This window comes from Enterococcus sp. S53 (assembly GCF_016516865.1).
GTDB lineage: Bacteria > Bacillota > Bacilli > Lactobacillales > Enterococcaceae > Enterococcus_D > Enterococcus_D innesii.
On the sequence record NZ_JACVUH010000010.1, the window covers coordinates 110265 to 129645 of the forward strand.

The following is a 19381-nucleotide window of genomic DNA, read 5'->3' on the forward strand; positions in this document are numbered from 1 at the left end:
TCTCACTAAATTTCAAAAAACGCTCTATTTTAACCAGTCAGAAAAATCATTTTAAGAAGGAGAAAGCGATGAATGAGAAACAATTACGCTGGTATAATATTGCGCTGATGGCGTTCGTCTCTGTTTGGGGACTGGGAAATGTTGTAAACAACTACGCTCAACAAGGGTTGACTGTTGTTGTTTCGTGGCTATTAATTATGGCTCTTTATTTTGTACCCTATGCATTAAGTGTTGGTCAGTTAGGATCGACCTTCAAAGAGTCAAGTGGTGGGGTCTCCTCATGGATCAAAGAAACCTCAACAAAGCGGTTGGCTTTCTTTGCTGCTTGGACTTATTGGGTCGTTCACGTGCCCTACTTGGCACAAAAACCCCAAGGAATCTTAGTATCATTGAGTTGGTTATTTAAAGGAAATGGTACATTTGTATCGACGATGGGTTCCATGGAAGTATCGTTGATTTGTTTAGCTATTTTTCTATTCTTTTTATGGATTGCCTCTAAAGGATTGACGACCTTAAAAATGATTGGGAACATCGCCGGAACAGCCATGTTCGTGATGTCGATTCTTTTTATCCTTTTAGCAGTGACTGCTCCAGCAATGACTGGTGCTGAAATTGCTACACCAAACATGTCATCTGTTTCAACCTATATCCCTAAATTTGACTTTACCTATTTAACCACGATCTCGATGCTGGTATTTGCAGTAGGTGGCTGTGAAAAAATCTCGCCTTACGTAAATAACACAAAAAATCCTGCCAAAGAATTTCCAAAAGGCATGATCTTTTTAGCCGGTATGGTGGCGTTATGTGCCTTGCTCGGCTCGATTGCAATGGGGATGCTTTTTGATGCCAACCATATTCCAGAAGATTTGATGGTCAACGGCGCTTATGAAGCCTTTCAACGACTAGGAAACTTCTACGGAATTGGCAACTTTTTTGTCATTCTTTATTCCATCGCCAATGCGTTGGCGCAAATTTCTGCGTTGGCATTTTCAATTGATGCCCCATTGAAAATATTATTGTCTGATGCTGATTCAGAATTTGTACCAAATGGCTTAGCAAAACTAAACAAAAAAGGAACACCAGTGAATGGGTATATTATGACTGGTATCCTAGTCAGCATTTTGATCATTATTCCAGCACTAGGAATCGGCAATATGACCGAACTGTATCGTTGGTTGTTGAACTTGAATTCAGTTGTCATGCCATTGCGTTACTTATGGGTCTTCTTAGCCTTTATGCTAGTCAATAAACATGCCAATCGCTTTACTTCCGATTATAAATTCGTGAAAAACACCAAGGTTGGCTTTGGGATCGGCTTATGGTGCTTCTTGTTCACGGCCTTTGCCTGCATTTTAGGGATGGTTCCTAAGCTTGATTATGCGGCAGATCCGCAAGCTTGGTTCTTCCAATTGGCCTTAAATATCATTACGCCAATCGCCTTTCTTTTGATTGGCTTGATCTTGCCGATCATTGCGAAACGTGTAAATAAAAAATAATCATTCCCTCAAAAAAGAGGTGTCCGACAACTATTTCAGTTGTCGGGCACCTCTTTCTTTGTAAATGAACTTCTTCGCCGCTCGCGGTATTTGGTCCATCCTCTTGCCGAAGCATTCATTCCTCTTTGTCGTCCTTTTTGATTCCATACTTGATCCATTGCACCTTATAGCGAAAATCTTTGATCAGCTCTTTTGCGGTCCATTCATTCGAAATGAAATCTGTCAGACTATCCATCACAACCGCCATAATAAAGTAAAGGAAACTGACGGCTTCTTGCGTATCATGGATCGTAAAGCGATTTTCTTCTAACAGTTCCAACCACTGACGAATCATGGGCGAATCGTCAGGGATCGCATCGCGCTTCGTCCAGGCATTGCTTTGGGTACATAAGTGGATCATTTTCCAATGATCATCTTCAGGTGACCATTGACTGCACCAAGCCAAGTATTCTTCGATCCCTTTGAAAAAATCATTTTTGTTGCGGTTGATAAACGTAAAAATCGCAGAATGGATTTGGTTGGAATAGTTGGTGATCGCATAGTCATAGGCATCTTCTAAGTTTTGAAAGTACTTGTAAAACGCCCCTCTAGAAATGTGCGATTTTTCGACGATGGCAGAGACCTTGACTTGACTGATATGCTTGCTGAAAAATTCTTCTAAAAGCACGGCATCGATTTTTTCTTTTTTCTCTTGTTTTAAATGAAAAAATGTTGTACTTGGCAAGGGATTCTCCTCCATCATTCGCAATCTACTCCCTCTATTATAAACAAATCCCTCTACTTTTCCACTCAGACTTGTGCAGTTTCTCTTGATGGGGCGTTTTGTTCGATGAGATTGCCATCTTCCATTCGGAAAATGCGATCACTCCATTGGATCATTCGCTCGTCGTGGGTGACCATGACTGTCGCTTTCTTTTTCTCATGTGCTTCTTTCACCAATAACTTCACGACTTCATACGCATGATCGGTGTCTAAGCTGGCAGTTGGTTCATCCGCTAAAATCAAGCTTGGGTCATTAAACAACGCCCTGCCGATCGCTACTCGTTGACGTTCCCCACCAGATAAATCGCGGGGAAACTTGTCTTGAAGGTCGAGAATATCTAATGAAGCAAGCAATTCATCAATCCGTTCCTTTTCCTTGGCTTTTCCTGAAACTTTGTCGACCAAATAAAATTGTTCCTTTACCGTTAGAAAAGGGATCAAATTCGAGCTTTGCAAGATAAACCCAATCTCTTTAAAACGCAACTTCCCTCGTTGCTTTTCATTTAATTGGGAAAAGTTCACCTGGTTGATGATGATCTCTCCAGATGTTGGACTTTGTAAGCCGCCAGCGATGGTCAAAAAGGTACTTTTCCCTGAACCAGAAGGGCCGATGATACTGACAAACTCCCCTTCTTGAACATGAAAATTCAGTCCTTTTAATGCCGTTACTTCCGTATGTTGCTTGCCAAATTTTTTTATAATATCCTTCATTACTAAAATGTCTTTCATCTTTGTTACCCTCCTATTGCCGTGATTGGATCGACTTTTGTGACCGTCCGAATGGAGAATAAGCCGCCTAGAACTGCCACGAGAATCAAGATGCCGCTATAAAGCAGCCATTGCTTTAATTCAAAGAAAAATGGCATGGCATCTGGTAAAAATAAACTGGTGCCGTATGCCGCCGCAAAGGCTAGGGCTACCCCGATCACACCGACCATAAATGCTTGCGCAATAATTGATTTAGCAATAAAGCTGGTCCGAATCCCTTGGGCTTTCATCACACCAAAAATCGCCGTTTTTTGTAGGGTGATCACATACATGAAAATTCCCACGATTGCCGTTGCAACAACAAACAAGAAGTAGATCATGGCGTTTAAGGTCAAGTTTTGGGCAGAAAATCCAGGAAGCTTTTCAATAAAGTCTTCCGTTGCCAACACTTTGAGCGGTGTTCCTTCTTGGTTATCGACTTTTGGCTCACTTGATTTGGTCACAATGATATTGATTGGCTGCTCCTTTTCAGATGCAAATGGTTGATTAGCAAACTTCATTTTTGTCCAAGTATCGAGGGAAGTATAAATCACTGGTGACACCGTATAAGACGTTTCTGGGGTGATCCCAACGACTTTGAAGGTTTCATCTGAACGCCCGATTTTCACTTGATCCCCGACCTTGATACCTTCTTCTGCTAAGTTTTCTGAAATCGTGATCTCATTTTCTTTTGAAAATGACTTGCCTTCTAAAACTTCTGGTAACAAGAACGCATCGTCTTGTGTACCAAAAACAGTCACATTGACTTGTTCATCGTTGACCGTGATGACACTGCTGTATAAACCAATCGGGGCTTTTTGGGTCCCTGCTACACGGTCTACATCCCCTCTCGTCAATTGCGAAGCCGCAAATGTGTCATTCGCATCTTCTGATAAAACGATCGCGGATGAATCCCAGTCGACGATGGCCTTTTTAAAATCCCAGTTAAGTCCGGTTGCTAAGCCAGACAATATAAAAACAACATAGGCGATCAAAAACATGATTCCTACGATCAGCCCATATCTTAATTTTGAATAACGCATTTCTTTTATAGCCAGAAACATTGCTCTTTCCTCCTGTTTTCCAAATGTTGACAAAGTGTCACTTTTTGAAGAATACCACACAAGGTGACACTTTGTCACTTTTTACAACTCGGAAAGTTTGTAAGGTTGATCGATCATTCTTTTTCTGTCATTCACTGAGGCTGTTTTTTTCTAAAGGAGTAAGAAAAAAGAGAGTTGAATACTGGGTGCTTCGCGTAAAATAAGCCATTTCCTTTTAACATTCTTGGCTAGATGTAAAAAAAGCATGGCCGACCGTAAATAGTCGAACCATGCTTTGGCAAAAACGAACCCGAGGATTTCATTACTGGTGTTCTAGAGATCAGCTGACTTTGCTTTGTCCAATTGTGGAAATTACTGCTCGTAACTGATGACACGAAGTATCAAACTGCCGTTTTTCCTCAGGAGTAAGCGTCAATTCAATAATTTCGCGAACACCGTTTTGGTCCACAACTGCAGGAACCCCTGTGAATAAATCGTTGATGCCATATTCTCCATCAAGGTAGGAAGAAACCGGTAGAATCGCTTGCTCATCATTTAAGATCGCTCGAACGATTCTTGCGACACTCATCCCTATTCCGTAAAAAGTTGCTTGTTTTCGATCGATGATTTCATAGGCGGCATTTTTTACTCGTTCAGAAAGAACCGCTAGATCGGCAACGGTCAAACGATCCTTTTGCTTGATCAATTCTACGATCGGTTGCCCACCGATCGTTGTATGGGACCAGACAGCGACTTCTGAATCACCATGTTCCCCAATGATATACCCATGAATATTCCGTGGATCGATGGCTAATTTTGCCGCCACTTCTTTTCGAAGTCTTGTGGTATCGAGGGTCGTTCCCGTACCAACGACACGATTGGCTGGCAACCCTGACACACGCCATGCTTGATAAGTTAAGACATCGACTGGGTTTGAAGCGATGACAAGCACGCCATCAAAGCCTGAAGCCATCACTTGTTTTGTGACGCTTGCCATAATTTCGGCGTTCACATCGATCAATTCAAGCCGAGTTTGTCCTGGCTTTTGGTTGACCCCTGCGGTAATAACGACGATATCAGCATCTTTACATTCCGAGTACTCTCCCGCCCAGACTTTGATGTTTTCTTGCCCCCATGACATACCGTCTAACAAATCGAGGGCTTCTCCTTCTGCTTTGTCCCGATTGACATCGATCAAGACTAACTCATTGATCAGTCCTTGATTGATCATGGAATACGCAATGCTCGTTCCAACGAAACCTGTTCCGACAACGACAACTTTTCTGCTTGTACTTTTCATGTGCGATCCCTTCCCTTTCTTTTCAAATACTTGTACTATTTTCCGTAGAGTACGCATTTTCTTAATAACTATGACCGGCAATCAGCGCTTTGGTTTGCTGATACAAATGAACAGCGTATTTTCCTAACACATAGCAGACGACAATCACGGCAAAGCTTGTTTCAATAATCGTTAAGGCTTGTAGAAACCCAAATATTAACGAGTGATTCGCAAAAAACAGTGCTGATTTGAACATAGCAGTCGCCGAGATCACAAGAGGAAACGTAAATGCCGCATAGCTTGGGTAAAACCCGACTGCCAACATGTTTTTCATATAAGCGACGACACAGAAATAAATCGTTTGTGACAATAACAGCATAAAGGCGACAAACCAAGCAGAGCCTTGTTCAAATACGGAAAGGTAACCTGCTAAGCAAAGAGAACCTGGCGCTGTTAAAATCGTGATCAACGGAACTGCCGCCCGTTCCGTCAGCTTTTGATGGACGATTCGCTTTAAAATAATCGGCAAAAGCGCAAAATACAATACCAATGCGATCCAGACGATCACTTCTCCTAGCTCTTTAAAAAAGACCGCAGAAGTATTGGGAATGACGCCAATCCCGACGAAGGTAATAAACCAGCTTGGATAAATGTATTCCAGCGAAAGGTCGACAGGCAAAATATGCACGACAACAAAATAGATCATTAAAGCAAAATGTAAGCCGATAGCCCCCCACCAGAGCAGATCATTCACCACTGCATCGGGAATGACCCGTTCAAAAACAGTGGAAATCACCATCAGCGCCATTGTAAAGGTTGGCGCCACCGAAGCAACGATTGGGTTTTGTAACTCTGACATCGTGTGCTTAAATGTAAAGCATACTTTCAGAAGGAAGAGCCCCATGATGAAAATACCAAGGGTGCAAAACCCATTTCCAACCGTCTCCATTCCTTCTGAATACAATAAATTCCCCAAAGACACAGTGCCTAAAATCAAGCCACAAATCGGGATTGGCAATGAATGTAAAAAATGCTGGATCGATGTTTTCATCAACTCATCCTTTCTAAACGTATGAAAATTTCAATTAAATTTGCTTTCTTTTTTCTCTACACTTATACTATAATCACCTGATAACTATTTGTAAAATTGTACTTTTAAATACTAATTATAAATTTTATTAATAATAAAGGAGTCCGCAAAATGATTGAATTGCTCAAAACCTTCATTGTTGTTTATGAAACGAGAAACTTTAGTCTTGCCGCAAAACAGCTCTATAAAACTCAGCCAACGATCTCTTTGCAAATCCAACGATTAGAGGCGGAACTTGGCTTCAAACTTTTTGAACGTAAAGGAAAACAATTGATTTTACCCACCAGCCAAGCGGAGTTTTTGTATCCTCGTGTGGTCGAGTCTCTCCGCTCATTGTCCACTATTTTTTCGCAAGCCAAAGACGCCAAAAATTTTAAAACAGAGTGTGTGCTCGCTTGTTCGAATACCACCGCTGTTTACTTACTGCCCAGCATCATGGCGCAGCTGATTGCAGAATTTCCAACGTTTGCCTTTGAAATCAAAATCATGAATTCCCAAGAAGTGATCGATGCCGTCGAATCAAACAAAGCCCATATTGGCCTGATAGAAAAATCAATCGTTTCGCCGTTGATCCAAAAAGAATTCGTTTATCGTGATGAATTGGTGTTAGCAGGCAACCTCGCTTCTGATTTTTGGGTCTTGCGAGAAAACGACTCGGGGATGTATTACATTAACGAAACCTATCTGTACGCACAGCACCTGCATCCGCAAATCATCAAAGCCAATAACAGCGAAGTGATTTTGTCCCTACTAAAACAAAACATCGGCAAATCGATCATCTCGAAACTTTCATTACCAGAAGAGTTGCCGTGGCAGGAACTTGATCCAGAGTACCGCTATCGTGATCTTTTTATCATTCAGAATCGTCAGCGTGTGACGCCGGAAACCGGAGAGGTTTATGAGGAGATTAAACGACTGTTGTTGGCATTGATTCCATAAATATTAGTCTTTTGAACCAATTAAAGTGAATACAAAAAAAGACGCTGGAGGAGTGACAAACGACACTCCAGCGTCTTTTCATTTTTATAATTCCTTGATAAACCGTTTCTGTTCATGACTGCTGTGGTAGCCATGGTTTTCATAAAACCTGTGGGCAGCATGGCGTTTGACATTCGAATTTAATCGAATGCCTTGCATTCCTCGCTGTCGGGCTTCTTCTTCAATTGCCGACAGTAGTTCCCCCCCAACCCCTTGCTTTTGCACTTGATCATCCACTACCAAACCTAGGACATTAAAAAATTGCCCAGCAGAATAAACTGTTGAATACGGCTGTGCTTCAATCATCCCAACTGCTTTACCCTTTATTTCGGCAACAAGCAAGAGATGGTCCTCCTCAGCTATGATCCTCTTTAAACCCTCGATCAATACTTCTTCTTCGATTGGATAGCCTAGTACTTTCGACAAATGAGCTAGTTCTTTATGATCAGACAATGCTGCGGCTCTAATTTTCATGATATTCTCCTGTCTTTTGCTTTTGGTTCGGTCATTTCTTTAGAAAGTTTAATTTCATTTTCAATTTGGAAAAATGGTAAGTAGTCGCTTTGTGCAACCACAATAGAAAACGGAAATATACAGACAGTATACTAGCGATCACCTTATTGTTTTCACTATCTTTTTCCCGCTTGCTAAATTCCTTCAAGTTATTTTGCTAAATCAATATTTACGTCTGATCAAATGAAATGAGTGCGTACTCGTTAGGTATATACCTGATGGTCGTATATTCAAATAATTTTCCCATATCATTATAGACCGCATTTTCCAGTATCCCCACACAATTATTTTTTCCTAAAGCTAATTCTTTAAAGTCAGAATCTTTTGCAGACTCAACTTTCATAATGGACTTTGATGCAGCGATTTTAAAATCTAAGTTTTGTTTGATATGGTCGTAGATTGATCCGGCTATGATTTTCTCATTAAGTCCCTTAACGATACTTTTTTTGAAATAACTCGTATCTGACATCATCGCTTTCCCATTAATGATTCGTAATCGTTTCACAAGGTATACTCTTTCACCAACCGGAAATGAAATTTTTTTTGCTAGTGAATCATCAACAGTCAACTCGCGAAATTCTTGCACAATTGTTTTTTTTTCGACCTCAGTATCTGAGGATAGTGCCTTCAATCCTTGAAAATTTCCTACCTTGAATGACTTCTTGTCAATCTCGATTCTTTCAAGAATCACTACCCCTCTTCCTTTCACACTATAAACCAATCCATCTTCATTAAGCAGTTGAATCGCTCGGCGAACTGTATTTCTGCTAGTACCAAATCGCTCAATTAACGCCATTTCGGTCGGTAAAACCATTGTATCGTTATAGAGTCCCTCATTAATTTCATTTTTCAAAGTGTCATATATATCCCGAAACTTGTTCACCATAGTTTCACCTCACTCTTTCAGTTAATTATAGCATGATATCATTCTACCTATACAAAAAACTTAAATTTGTTTAAACAAATACTTGATTATTTGTTTAAACAAATTTAAAATGAGCGTAACCGGTTAAAAGAAATAAAGAAATGAGGAGGTTTTAGTATGAGTGACAAACAGTTAGCAGAGTACATGATTGAGTACGTTGGTGGAAAACATAATATCAAAAATGTAATCCACTGCATTACACGTGTTCGTTTCTATCTAGTGGACAAAGAGAAAGCCGATACAAATAAGATAAAAGAGTTGGATGGTGTAATGGGCGTCGTAGAAGCCCAAGGACAATATCAGGTGGTTGTTGGAAACAAGGTAAATGCTATTTACGAGGAAGTGACGCGCCAATTAGACTATGATCAAGCCTTTGAATCTACAGAAGGAGTGGTGGAAAATGATTTCAATAGTGATTTTCTTCAGCTATTTCAAAATGGCTTCAATCAGTTTATTGGCATAATTACAGGTTCAATGATGCCCGTCATCGGTCTTCTTGCAGGAGCTGGAATAATCAAAGGATTACAGGCTTCATTGGTGACTTTTGGTTTATTACAAGATGGTTCGCAATCTTATCTATTGATTAGCACGATTGCAGATGGCATTTTTTATTTTTTGCCTGTTATCTTAGGTTTTACTGCGGCTCAAAAATTAAAGGTGAACCCTATTGTTCTGGCAGTCGTGGGTGCGATACTCATTCATCCAAATATAGTCACTATTGCTTCAAGTACAGCTGCGAAGGTCGCTATTTTTGGCATAGAATTCCCCATTATGAATTATACAGCTTCGGTTTTCCCTATTCTGGTCGCTGCTTGGTTAGCAACGTATGTTGAAAAGTTTTTAAAGAAAATTGTTCCTCTCGTGATTTCTTCCATTGTGTCACCAATCGTAGAAGTTCTAGTACTAAGCTTAGCCGTTCTTCTTATCATCGGACCAATCATAACGATTATTAGTGATGGGCTAGCATTCGGAATCACTACCATTTTTGACTTTAATACGATTATTGGTGGAGCAGTCTATTGCGCACTTTTTCCAGTCTTAGTGGTCTTCGGCATGCACTGGCCATTGATTCCGATCATCGTCAACGATTTAACTGTCAACGGATTTAGTATGATGAATGCCTTCTCGTCTGTATTGATGATGGGTATTGCGGGTGCAACATGCTCGATTGCATTAAAAACAAAAAAAGCTCAACTAAAACAAGTTGCCTTTGCTGCCACTCTTTCACAAATATGCGGTGTTGGCGAACCGGCAATCTATGGTATTCTACTAAAATACAAAAAAGTTTTCTATCTCGTGACCCTTTCAAATATTTTTGGTGGTGCTCTAGCAGGCTTCCTTCACTTGGTCAACTATGGATTCGCAGGTGGGGTTATAGGCTTTGCCTCTTTTATCAACCCGGTTGCAGGGATCGATAAAAATTTCTATGCTTATCTACTCTCTCATATAGGAACATTTTTGCTATCCTTTCTTTTGACTTGGCTTTTTGGTTTCAATGATAAAATGAACGCTGCAGATGAACTATAAGGTGATATATGATGAAAAAAATAATTTGGCATCAAGTATTTTCTAATTACCAAGTACTAAACTTTTCTCCTAATGGACGTAAATTACGTTTGAGAATCAAGCAGCCGCTTTCTGGAAAACGATTAGCACTTGAACTTTGTAACCGCTATGATTCTTTTGATTTAAACGTAGAGTCGATAAAAATCAGTAGTAATCCGGGAAACCAACAATCTAGTATTATTACCTTAGATAATCGACCACAATTCATTGTCCCAGCTGGGGCCACTTTATGGACAGATGACATTGATTTTTCAGTAACCAAAGGAGCCGATATTCTGATAGAGGCATTATTTTCTAACGAGATCAATCGCGTATCTTCCTCGGCAAACTTACTGTCTGATCAAGTAGTCCATTCGAATATAAGAGAAACCAATAACTTTATTTTTGGGATTACTTCAGTGGCTCTAGAAACGAAAGTTGATGCAAAAGTCATTGCTTTTTTCGGCGACTCTTTGACGAATCAAGGATATTTTAGTGATAGTGTCATCGACAATCTAAACAAATGTGGTCTGGTTGCAACAAGCTTTAACGCTGGCATATCAGGTAATCGTCTGACATGTGCTGGTTCAGGAATTTCTCGTTGGAAAGACAGCTTTGGCGTTGCAGGAATAAACAGGTTCCAAGCAGATGTCGTGGATCAAAAGCCAGATTTGATCGTTTCATTGATTGGGTTAAATGACTTATTTCATCCAGGAACAGGCTCACCGCTTTCAGAATTACCTACCTCAGAGGAGTTGATCCAACACTACAAAGTTCTAATAAATCTGGCAAATAAAGCAGACATTCCGTTTGTTCCCCTCACGCTTCCCCCTTTTAACTATTCTTACAATCAAGGAAAGCCGAGTTGGACCGAGGAAAAAGAAGCTATCCGAACTACGTTTAATCAATGGTTAATGACGCAAGAAAATACGATCGATATCAATGATATGGTAAGAGATCCTTCTGATAAAACGAGATTAGCTTCTGCATTTGATTCGGGGGATCATCTGCATTTTTCTCAAACTGGAGGGGAATTTTTAGGAAAAGCTGTTGCTGAGAAAATTCTTTACCTGTCATTGCTATGAATTGATAGACTCTCAACAAAAAACTGCTAAAAATAGTCGAAAATAAAACATACCTCCCGTACACATCTAGTTAGAATGTATACGGGAGGTTGACCTTTTAACTATGAATTTTCTTCAACTCTGCATTTGGATATCCTTACTCTCGATCACTGGCAATTACTCTACATACAATGTCACAAATTTTGCATGGCCTATCTTTTCAAGAGTAACTACATTCTTTTCCACAACAAGTGCTTCTTTTGTAGCTTCTTTTAAATCGACTGTTTCTACTGCGTTCACTTGATGGTTGAATGTGATCGTCGCGTATCCACCTTCATCTAAAAGCCCATTGTATAGACGCAAAATATAACCTGGACGATCTTCGGCTTTTTTCAATACACTCAGGGTCAAATTGCCATTGATCTCAAAAAGACTAAAGTTTGCCGGTAAGGTTGGTTCAACCGGTCCTAGAGTAAAAATCAAGCGGGAATTCAGGAATTCTGCGGTTTGATAAAGCGTGATCGGTGTTACTGCTTGTTTGGCACGTTGTGCAACATTTGCTTGATCATATCCTTGAGCAAAGTAAGCAACAGAGAAATCAAAATGCATCGTTTTGTGGCACTGCGCAGCTGGTGTCGCAATCACTGATTCTCCTGAAGCACGCCCTGGTCGATACAGTAGATTCTCTTTCCCCATGAAGCCATAGGTTCGGAAAATCGTTAAGCGAATCGTATCAAACGCTCCCCCCACTATCTCATATTCACGTACCCCCTGAGGCATGACTGCTACGCCATGGGACGCATCGAATAAACCGACAAACGATTGACAAGTTTCTATGGCGATCGGCTTCTCATTCCATTGCTCTTTATTAGCTTCCCAAAGAGCCATTTCTTTTTCAAAAACAACCGGACGCTGCAACGTGCCAAACTGTTGGTCAGCCAGCGAAAATTTCGAGGCAATTCCGGTATCAAATAGCACACATACCCGATGACTATCCACTTGTTGGTTTTCAACCGTTAAGTTGAAATCAATTTGTTGCGATTTTTTTTTCAACACGATCGTCAATTGGATCGGCAGTGAAGCCGAGGCCTTCTTTTCTGCACGTTCAGCTAAATCCTTCGGAACCCTCAGCGTGAATGCCACATCAATCTTTTGGTAGATTGCTGATTGCTGAATCGAGATCGTTGGTTGCGCATCAATTGATGAAATCACAAAATCTTTCACAGGTGGTGAATAATTGAATGAATCACCATCGTCGCCATTTTCTTCAATGATCCCTTGATTTTGATAAAGCACCTGATTGGTTTTATCTAGAATATCCAACGAGCCATTGCTATTAACAATGATCTGATAGTACTCATTTTCGATCGTATTGGTTGTAATCTCTTGCAATGGTGCGCTTGTATCACCTTTTAAATCAATTGTCAGCTGGGTATACCCCATACTCGGCACGTCAGTCGTTTCTATGGCAATCTTTGCTTTATAGACTTTCTCCGGCAAATAGATCTCCTTGACTGGATCTAATATGTTCCCCTGATTCAACACATACTCCGTTTGGTCGGTAAGCTCTAAAATCGTATAAGGTAACGCCTGTCCTGACTGGTCAAGGATCGCAAATTCTTTTTGCGGCAAATAGACCTCTGCTTCGATCACCCCATTACGTTTTGTGTCATAGGTATTGAAAAGCGTAAAAGTAATTTCTTTTGCTTGTGGGTTGTTGATTGCAGTAGAAATCTGTCGTAACGTCAATTCGACAAGATTCATGGAAATATCTCGCGCTTGCTTATAGCGCATATAGATATCTTCGTTGGTCGTATCAGAAACACAAGAACCAATCGAATCATGCGCCGCATTTTCAAACATTAACTTCCAAATCTCTATGACTGTTTCCACAGGGTACTCAAATCCTAATTGCATAGCCATTGTTAAGATAGGCTCCATGACATTGACTAAGTAATGTTGGATCTGAGTGTTCATCGCCTTCAAATCAGGACGTGAAGAAAAAATCGTTTTGTGGATTCGCATCAATTTGCCGTTGATCAGTTCACCAGCGATTTCTTCCAACTCAGGATGTCGTGCTTTGACCGCAGCAATGTATTTTTCAATCGTTGAAAATTGTAACTCATACTCATCCTGATACAGTTGATTCATTCGATCAACTAATTCTGGAAGATTTTCTCTAACTGGTGCTTGGTCGAAACCATTTGGAAAATACACTTGGTCCGTTGCACTGCGTCCCCAAGTCGTTTTAAACGGTTCTTGATGTAAGAACTCTGCTAATTCTGCTTCTCGTTCAGGAATGGCACCGCCAATGTAGTACCCACTTGGGATCTGGTAAACATTGACCACAGAACCATCTTCTCCACGCCATTTGTACTCTGTGTGTTTAACATCGTCATCACTGACACCGCGCCAAAACATCGTGTCAGTGATACCAAACTCTCGATAGATTTGTGGCATACTAGCTGCTTGTCCGAAAGAATCTGGCACATAGCCGACATTCATGTAGGTTCCGAATGCTTCACAAATTTTCATGCCATATAACATATTTCGAACAATGCTTTCTCCCGAGATCACTAATTGATCGGTTTGTGTGTACCATGGGCCAATGATCAATTTCCCTTGTTGAACAAGTTGTTGAATCCTTTCTTTGTCCTGTGGGCGCCATTTCAAGTAATCATCTAACAGAGAAGCCTGTCCATCTAAAATGAAACTTTCATAAGGATCATCCTTTTCTAGTTGTTCAATGACGTTTTTTAGATCGTGCATCAAATAGATTTTCGAGCGACTCGTCGTAAAATACCATTCGCGATCCCAATGACTGTGGGGTACGACATGTACTGTTTTTTTCATTCAATCATTCCTCTCCCGTGATTAAAAAAGGCACGTAACGATGGGTGTCGTTCGTGCCTATTAATTTTTCTCAATTTTTTTACCATCTAGTACGCGTAATTTGATCCTTACATGAATGCTTCGAATTTTGAAAATCGTTTCTCTTCAAATACTCTTGTTTTCTTCCCCAAGTCTTGTCCTTGTCAGATACCTTAAAACGTTCTTGAAAAATCACCTGCTCGTGCCTTTTCTTTTGCTACTATTTAGCTAATCAGCCTTGTTGCTTAATTTTCAAAGCTCACTTCAATATCATCGAGGGCAATATCTTCTGTTTGTTCTTCTTGCTTATTGAAATTCACGAATAAAGGCGCAACAAAACCGATGAAGGCTGCTCCTGCAAATAGTCCAATCAAATACGCCCAACCGTTTCCAACAGTGAAGAAGCCGTAGATTCCCCCAACTGGCGGCATTTTGTCATACATTCCTAATGCGATCCCCAAACCAGAAGCGATTGCACCTCCCAACATGTTGATCGGCACAAGCCGTAATGGATTGACTAATGTAAAAGGAATTGCTCCTTCTGTGATTCCGATGAACCCCATAATAAAGTTATTACGCCCAGCATCCAGTAGCTCTTTGTTGAATCGATTTTTGTGGAACAAAGTTGCTAAGGCATATCCAAATGGTACCGCACAAATCGCAACGTTCACGATGATTGCTGGTAAATAGACTCCTTCCGCTAGTAACACATTTCCTGCCATCCAAGCAGCTTTGTTTACAGGTCCCCCTAAGTCAGAGCCAATCATTGCCCCCATGATGACTGCCAGTAAAATTTTGTTAACGTCATTTTCAATCATGGTTCGGATCCATTCAACCAAACTAGTATTGATCCACGCCAATGGCTCAGAGAGTAAAGCACCCATGACGATTGCTACGGACAATGTAGCAATCAAGGGTAAAATTACCAGCGGCATCACACCAGCAAACGACTCCGGTAATTTGATATGTTCTTTCGCCCACTTCACTAAGTATCCTGCTAAGAACCCAGCAATAACTGCCCCTAAAAACCCAGCATTGGTACTAGAAGCGACCGCGCCACCGATAAAGCCGGCACCTAGCGCAGCCTTATCTCCAACAGAATACGCGATAAAACCAGCCAAGACAGTATTGATCAAGCCGATTCCTGTCCACCCTACTTGTTCAATCAAATAAAGCGCATGTTTAAAGCCTTCCGTGTCAGCATATGGATCTAAGCTTGTGATTCCCATACCAAGAGCAATCATTTTCGGAATGGCAACAACCAGTGAAGCACCAATAATCAATGGCAGTACAAAACTAATTCCACTCATCAAGTGGCCTTTTAAATCTGCTAGAACTCTTTTCATCATCCTTGCCTCTTTCCTTTAGTTTGCGTTTCTTTGTTCAACAGCAGCGACACATTTCTTCAGCACCGCTTCCGGTGCTTTGATACACGTATTGATATTTACTCGAATTTGCGGTTTTCCTTCAAACCGTTCCATCCCAACAACTTTTTGGTCAGTCGCTAAAAGCAAGAAATCTGCTTCTTTTGCTTCGGCTGCAGTGATCTCATTGACTTGCCCTAACGAGCCTTGCTGTTCGATCTTGACCTCATAGCCAAGTTTCGCACCAGCTTTTTCTAAAGCTTTTGCCGCCATCGGTGTATGTGCCAATCCTGCTGGACAGGCGGAAATTCCTACTATTTTCATACAATTTTCTCTCCCATCATTTCCTTTTTGATCAATTCTGCTAAATAAGCTTTGTCTTCTGATTGTTGAATCTGCTGAATGAATGTCTCTTCAAGCAATGCAGTTGCTAGGCGACTCAACATTTGCAGATGCACCGTTCCTTCATCTTTTTTAGGAACCATCAAAGCAAACACATTTTTGACTGCCGAATCATCGAAGGTTTCCCATTCGATGGCTTGCTCTAAACGAATAAACAAAACGGTCGGTTCCAAAACCGGTTCAGCTTTTGCATGTGGAATAGCAAAGCCTTCTTGTAAGCCGGTTGAATATTGTGCTTCTCGTTCAATGAATGCCGCACATGTATCTGCTGCATTGGTAACGATCCCTGATTCGTAGGCATAATGCGCAATTACGTGAAACAGTTCTTCTTTTGATGTAACAGCCACATTCAAGAGAATATTTTTTTCCTGAAAATCCATCTCATCTGCTCCTTTCCTTTATTATGAAACCATTAGCGTAATTCCTGTGGTTTATTTTCTGTACACGTTTAATTTACGGTTTCTGATTCATGATGTAAACACAACAAATTTCCAATTCAAGTGGCAATCATTAGTAAAGCGTTTTCCAAAATGATTGCCAACTCTTCTGGAAATTTTCGGTACTGGTGAAGCATTTCATTCTTATTCTTTCTATTGTATGATGAGAAAGAGCACGGAGGTGAAACAAGTGTCAAAACTTGCTTATCAACGATTAGATGATCTAATGGAAGTATTAACTAGACAAACGGCGCCGCTACCAATGAAGGAGTTAACGAAAAGCTTCTCGATTTCTGAGCGAACGGTTCGGACCGACATTGCAAATTTGAATGATTTGTTAACAAATGTGGGTGCCTCCATCAAGTTGATTCGAGGGCAAGGCTATTTGTTATCTATTGGTTCAAAAGAACAATTTCATGACTGGTGGACTGAAAGTATGTCGACTACCGAGTCTTTTCTAACTACGAGTGAAGAACGACAAGCCTATCTACTTTTCCTTTTATTTAAGAATGAAAACCCTTTATCCTTAGATGATTTTCTTGATCGATTATTTATTAGTAAAAACACCTTTTACTCATACTTAAAAACGGCTCGAGACAATTTAGCGACCTATCAATTAAAAATAGTAAATCGTCCAAATATTGGCTTTGAAGTCTTGGGTAACGAATTCGCTAAACGCCAAGCAATCAGTGATCTGTTGATTGAAAAAGATCTCCAAGAGTATTTGGTCGGCTTCACGGAAATGGAACTTGAGTTGTTTGATACGATTGATCTGACCCGCTTGCAAGAATTGTCATTAAATCATCTGGCACCCTTAGACTTATTAGACTCTGATTACTATCACAAAAACATTCTTTCTCATTTTGCTTTAGCAATCAGTCGCTTTATAGCCGGTCATCAGATCAACGAATTTCCCTTGCATGTGCCCGCGCTCAAAAAAGACGCCCAGAAAGTTGTAGGTCACTTCTTAGAAGAAATCGATCATGTATTTGATATACAATTGACTGCTGGAGAAAAACAATACTTCATTTACTATCTCGCGATGAATGCACCACGTTTAGTTGAAACAGGTGATGCAAGCGATTCTTCCACGAAAACTGCGAAAGCCATTGTGGAAGAATTATTGACTGCGATCAAACAGACGTCAAACTATGCATTAGAAACAGACAAGATGCTAATAGAAGATCTGACATCTCATATTGAGGGCTTTATCAATATGAATCTAATGGATGCACGTCGTAGCAATCCACTGCTGGCAACGATCAGAAAATCTTTTCCACAGGCTTATGATTTATGTTTGACCCATTTAGAAACGGTAAGCCTGAAACACGGTTTTTATTTTTCTCCTGATGAGATCGGCTATATCGCTTTGCACATCGCAGGTGCTATGGAAAGGAGTTCTATCAGAAATCATCATAAACATCGCGTCATCCTTGTTTGCGGAACTGGTCGAGCCATGAGTCGTATTATTGAAGCAAAAATTATCAAGCACTATCAAGAAACGATCGAAGTCGTTGATCGCTTTTCTTACGTCGAGCTACAACAATGTGATCTTTCTGCGATTGATTTTGTGATCACAACCGTTCCATTAGAACAGTTCTCGGTTCCTTCTATTTATATCAACATGGCCAAGCTAGATAAAGAAATTGACAAAATCGAACCGTTCATTGAAACGCTCAGCGAAACAAAAGACGGCATCTATTCATTGTTTCATAAAGCATTTTTTCTTCATGAAAATCATGCAGATAAAGAAACCTTACTAAAGAAAATGGCGCAGCAATTGTACCAAAAAGATTTTGTGCCCCAAGATTTTTATGATAGTGTGAAAAAACGAGAAGCAATCAATCAGACCAATATTAACGAGTGGCTTGCTATCCCCCATCCCATGACATTGATGGCAAAACGCTCAGCCGTTTCAGTGGCGATCATTCCTGATGGTGTTGATTGGGGAAATGGTGATTTGGTTAAATTTGTCTTTCTCTTTGCGATTCAAAAAGACGAATATGAAGATACCGAAGAAATCTATAGTCTTTTATTAGAGTTGATGGATCGTGAAGATATTCAACAAGCAATCCTGCAAAAAAGTGACTATCACCACTTTTTGAGCTGTATAAAGCAATTATAAAAGGAGCTGGGGAATCCAGCTCCTTTTGTTGATATGGCTAATCTTATTTTGATAGTTCTTTTTTCTCATTCATAGTAAGCAAAATTAAGACTGTTTCTTGACCTTTTTATTTTTTAGTATTATTAAAAAGATGAAACAAATGATACAGAACAATCCAACGAGTATATATCGTTGATCTACAGTTTCTCCTGTCTTAGGCAGAGCATCACTATTTGATTTTTTTATTCTTTTATTTTCTTTCTCCAACACTTTTTCCCTGGTTGCTTTAATTGAACGATCATTTATTGAAAATTTGATAGGGGTTTTATCGATTTGATATCCATCTGGCGCTTTAGTTTCAACTAACTGATATTCTCCTATGTCTAAATTGCTTATCTCAACTTTTCCATCTTTATTTGTAACTATTTTTTTCTGTACAATATTTCCTTTCGAATCTTGCAGCTCAAACTCTGCATTTGCCAGTAGTTTTCCTGTTTCGCTGTCTACTTTTTTCAGAGTTACTTTCCCAAGTTTTGATGATACATAAGTATTCTTGAAAATAATCGATTCTTGGTACACTGGACTTGCCACTAATTGCCCCGCTTGATCCTCCACATTTACGGTTACATGATAGACTGTGTCATCATAAGTGATCGTGCTATCTGTTCCTGCGACTTCACGAATCGTATACTTGTATGTGCCAGCTTGGTCATAGTCGATTGCATCGAAGTAAATTTTTCCGTTGGCATCATTGCTCTTAG

General features: G+C 40.2%; 17 protein-coding genes. 5 read left to right on the forward strand and 12 right to left on the reverse strand.

The features are described from left to right. The first annotated feature begins 68 nt into the window (after positions 1–68). The gene (locus tag IAE45_RS12945) at positions 69–1496 is read left to right on the forward strand and encodes an APC family permease (protein WP_005225272.1); all 1428 of its coding nucleotides are present in this window, start codon (positions 69–71) and stop codon (positions 1494–1496) included. Positions 1497–1611: 115 nt separating this feature from the next. On the opposite strand, the gene IAE45_RS12950 is transcribed toward IAE45_RS12945, so the two are convergent. The 5 genes from IAE45_RS12950 to IAE45_RS12970 all read right to left on the reverse strand — a co-directional run bounded on the left by IAE45_RS12950 (position 1612) and on the right by IAE45_RS12970 (position 6378). Next, the gene (locus IAE45_RS12950; RefSeq protein WP_081118357.1) at positions 1612–2238 is read right to left on the reverse strand and encodes a TetR family transcriptional regulator; all 627 of its coding nucleotides are present in this window, start codon (positions 2236–2238) and stop codon (positions 1612–1614) included. Positions 2239–2285: 47 nt separating this feature from the next. Further along, a complete protein-coding gene (locus tag IAE45_RS12955) occupies positions 2286–2987 on the reverse strand; it encodes an ABC transporter ATP-binding protein (protein WP_077453594.1) in 702 nt (233 codons plus the stop codon). A gap of 5 nt (positions 2988–2992) precedes the next feature. After that, entirely contained in the window at positions 2993–4069 is a 1077-nt protein-coding gene (locus tag IAE45_RS12960; protein WP_200125980.1) for an ABC transporter permease, read from the reverse strand. Positions 4070–4388: 319 nt separating this feature from the next. Continuing rightward, positions 4389–5348, reverse strand: coding sequence for an L-lactate dehydrogenase (locus tag IAE45_RS12965; protein ID WP_015509125.1), 960 nt, complete (start codon positions 5346–5348; stop codon positions 4389–4391). 61 nt (positions 5349–5409) lie between these two features. Continuing rightward, complete coding sequence (locus IAE45_RS12970; RefSeq protein WP_200125981.1) at positions 5410–6378, reverse strand: TDT family transporter; 969 nt, start codon at positions 6376–6378, stop codon at positions 5410–5412. Between the two features lie 150 nt (positions 6379–6528). On the opposite strand from IAE45_RS12970, the gene IAE45_RS12975 reads away from it, so the two are divergent. Next, positions 6529–7356: a LysR family transcriptional regulator gene (locus IAE45_RS12975; protein WP_087627016.1), complete on the forward strand. Its 828-nt coding sequence runs from the start codon at positions 6529–6531 to the stop codon at positions 7354–7356. A gap of 84 nt (positions 7357–7440) precedes the next feature. Here the strand turns inward: IAE45_RS12975 and IAE45_RS12980 are convergent, their stop codons facing one another. Next, positions 7441–7869, reverse strand: coding sequence for a GNAT family N-acetyltransferase (locus IAE45_RS12980; protein WP_200125983.1), 429 nt, complete (start codon positions 7867–7869; stop codon positions 7441–7443). 208 nt (positions 7870–8077) lie between these two features. After that, a complete protein-coding gene (locus IAE45_RS12985) occupies positions 8078–8794 on the reverse strand; it encodes a GntR family transcriptional regulator (protein ID WP_200125985.1) in 717 nt (238 codons plus the stop codon). Positions 8795–8950: 156 nt separating this feature from the next. Between IAE45_RS12985 and IAE45_RS12990 the strand changes: the two genes are divergently transcribed. Both IAE45_RS12990 and IAE45_RS12995 read left to right on the forward strand, forming a co-directional pair. Next, positions 8951–10360: a PTS transporter subunit EIIC gene (locus IAE45_RS12990; protein WP_200125987.1), complete on the forward strand. Its 1410-nt coding sequence runs from the start codon at positions 8951–8953 to the stop codon at positions 10358–10360. Between the two features lie 11 nt (positions 10361–10371). After that, positions 10372–11463, forward strand: a complete 1092-nt coding sequence (locus IAE45_RS12995) for an SGNH/GDSL hydrolase family protein (protein ID WP_233619054.1) — start codon at positions 10372–10374, stop codon at positions 11461–11463. 156 nt (positions 11464–11619) lie between these two features. Here the strand turns inward: IAE45_RS12995 and mngB are convergent, their stop codons facing one another. The 4 genes from mngB to IAE45_RS13015 all read right to left on the reverse strand — a co-directional run bounded on the left by mngB (position 11620) and on the right by IAE45_RS13015 (position 16459). After that, entirely contained in the window at positions 11620–14295 is a 2676-nt protein-coding gene (gene mngB, locus IAE45_RS13000) for a mannosylglycerate hydrolase (protein ID WP_200125991.1), read from the reverse strand. A gap of 263 nt (positions 14296–14558) precedes the next feature. Beyond that, entirely contained in the window at positions 14559–15659 is a 1101-nt protein-coding gene (locus IAE45_RS13005) for a PTS fructose transporter subunit IIC (RefSeq protein WP_015509121.1), read from the reverse strand. An 18-nt stretch (positions 15660–15677) separates the two neighbouring features. Then, positions 15678–16001 (reverse strand): PTS fructose transporter subunit IIB, encoded by a 324-nt coding sequence (locus IAE45_RS13010; protein ID WP_005237427.1) that lies wholly within the window; start codon positions 15999–16001, stop codon positions 15678–15680. Continuing rightward, positions 15998–16459: a PTS sugar transporter subunit IIA gene (locus IAE45_RS13015; RefSeq protein WP_200125993.1), complete on the reverse strand. Its 462-nt coding sequence runs from the start codon at positions 16457–16459 to the stop codon at positions 15998–16000. The genes IAE45_RS13010 and IAE45_RS13015 overlap by 4 nt, the downstream gene beginning before the upstream one ends. 247 nt (positions 16460–16706) lie before the next feature. Here IAE45_RS13015 and IAE45_RS13020 point away from each other — a divergent pair, with 247 nt between their 5' ends. Then, positions 16707–18641, forward strand: coding sequence for a BglG family transcription antiterminator (locus IAE45_RS13020; RefSeq protein ID WP_200125995.1), 1935 nt, complete (start codon positions 16707–16709; stop codon positions 18639–18641). Positions 18642–18725: 84 nt separating this feature from the next. On the opposite strand, the gene IAE45_RS13025 is transcribed toward IAE45_RS13020, so the two are convergent. Beyond that, positions 18726–19381, reverse strand: a 656-nt coding sequence (locus tag IAE45_RS13025; RefSeq protein ID WP_200143133.1) for a SpaA isopeptide-forming pilin-related protein, incomplete at its 5' end; no start/stop codon positions are given.

What these genes read in the sequence shown, in the direction of transcription:
- IAE45_RS12945 (WP_005225272.1), top strand. Translation starts at nt 69, where the DNA reads ATGAATGAGAAACAATTACGCTGGTATAATATTGCGCTGATGGCGTTC.
- IAE45_RS12950 (WP_081118357.1), bottom strand. Translation starts at nt 2,238, where the DNA reads ATGATGGAGGAGAATCCCTTGCCAAGTACAACATTTTTTCATTTAAAA.
- IAE45_RS12955 (WP_077453594.1), bottom strand. Translation starts at nt 2,987, where the DNA reads ATGAAAGACATTTTAGTAATGAAGGATATTATAAAAAAATTTGGCAAG.
- IAE45_RS12960 (WP_200125980.1), bottom strand. Translation starts at nt 4,069, where the DNA reads ATGTTTCTGGCTATAAAAGAAATGCGTTATTCAAAATTAAGATATGGG.
- IAE45_RS12965 (WP_015509125.1), bottom strand. Translation starts at nt 5,348, where the DNA reads ATGAAAAGTACAAGCAGAAAAGTTGTCGTTGTCGGAACAGGTTTCGTT.
- IAE45_RS12970 (WP_200125981.1), bottom strand. Translation starts at nt 6,378, where the DNA reads ATGAAAACATCGATCCAGCATTTTTTACATTCATTGCCAATCCCGATT.
- IAE45_RS12975 (WP_087627016.1), top strand. Translation starts at nt 6,529, where the DNA reads ATGATTGAATTGCTCAAAACCTTCATTGTTGTTTATGAAACGAGAAAC.
- IAE45_RS12980 (WP_200125983.1), bottom strand. Translation starts at nt 7,869, where the DNA reads ATGAAAATTAGAGCCGCAGCATTGTCTGATCATAAAGAACTAGCTCAT.
- IAE45_RS12985 (WP_200125985.1), bottom strand. Translation starts at nt 8,794, where the DNA reads ATGGTGAACAAGTTTCGGGATATATATGACACTTTGAAAAATGAAATT.
- IAE45_RS12990 (WP_200125987.1), top strand. Translation starts at nt 8,951, where the DNA reads ATGAGTGACAAACAGTTAGCAGAGTACATGATTGAGTACGTTGGTGGA.
- IAE45_RS12995 (WP_233619054.1), top strand. Translation starts at nt 10,372, where the DNA reads ATGAAAAAAATAATTTGGCATCAAGTATTTTCTAATTACCAAGTACTA.
- mngB (WP_200125991.1), bottom strand. Translation starts at nt 14,295, where the DNA reads ATGAAAAAAACAGTACATGTCGTACCCCACAGTCATTGGGATCGCGAA.
- IAE45_RS13005 (WP_015509121.1), bottom strand. Translation starts at nt 15,659, where the DNA reads ATGAAAAGAGTTCTAGCAGATTTAAAAGGCCACTTGATGAGTGGAATT.
- IAE45_RS13010 (WP_005237427.1), bottom strand. Translation starts at nt 16,001, where the DNA reads ATGAAAATAGTAGGAATTTCCGCCTGTCCAGCAGGATTGGCACATACA.
- IAE45_RS13015 (WP_200125993.1), bottom strand. Translation starts at nt 16,459, where the DNA reads ATGGATTTTCAGGAAAAAAATATTCTCTTGAATGTGGCTGTTACATCA.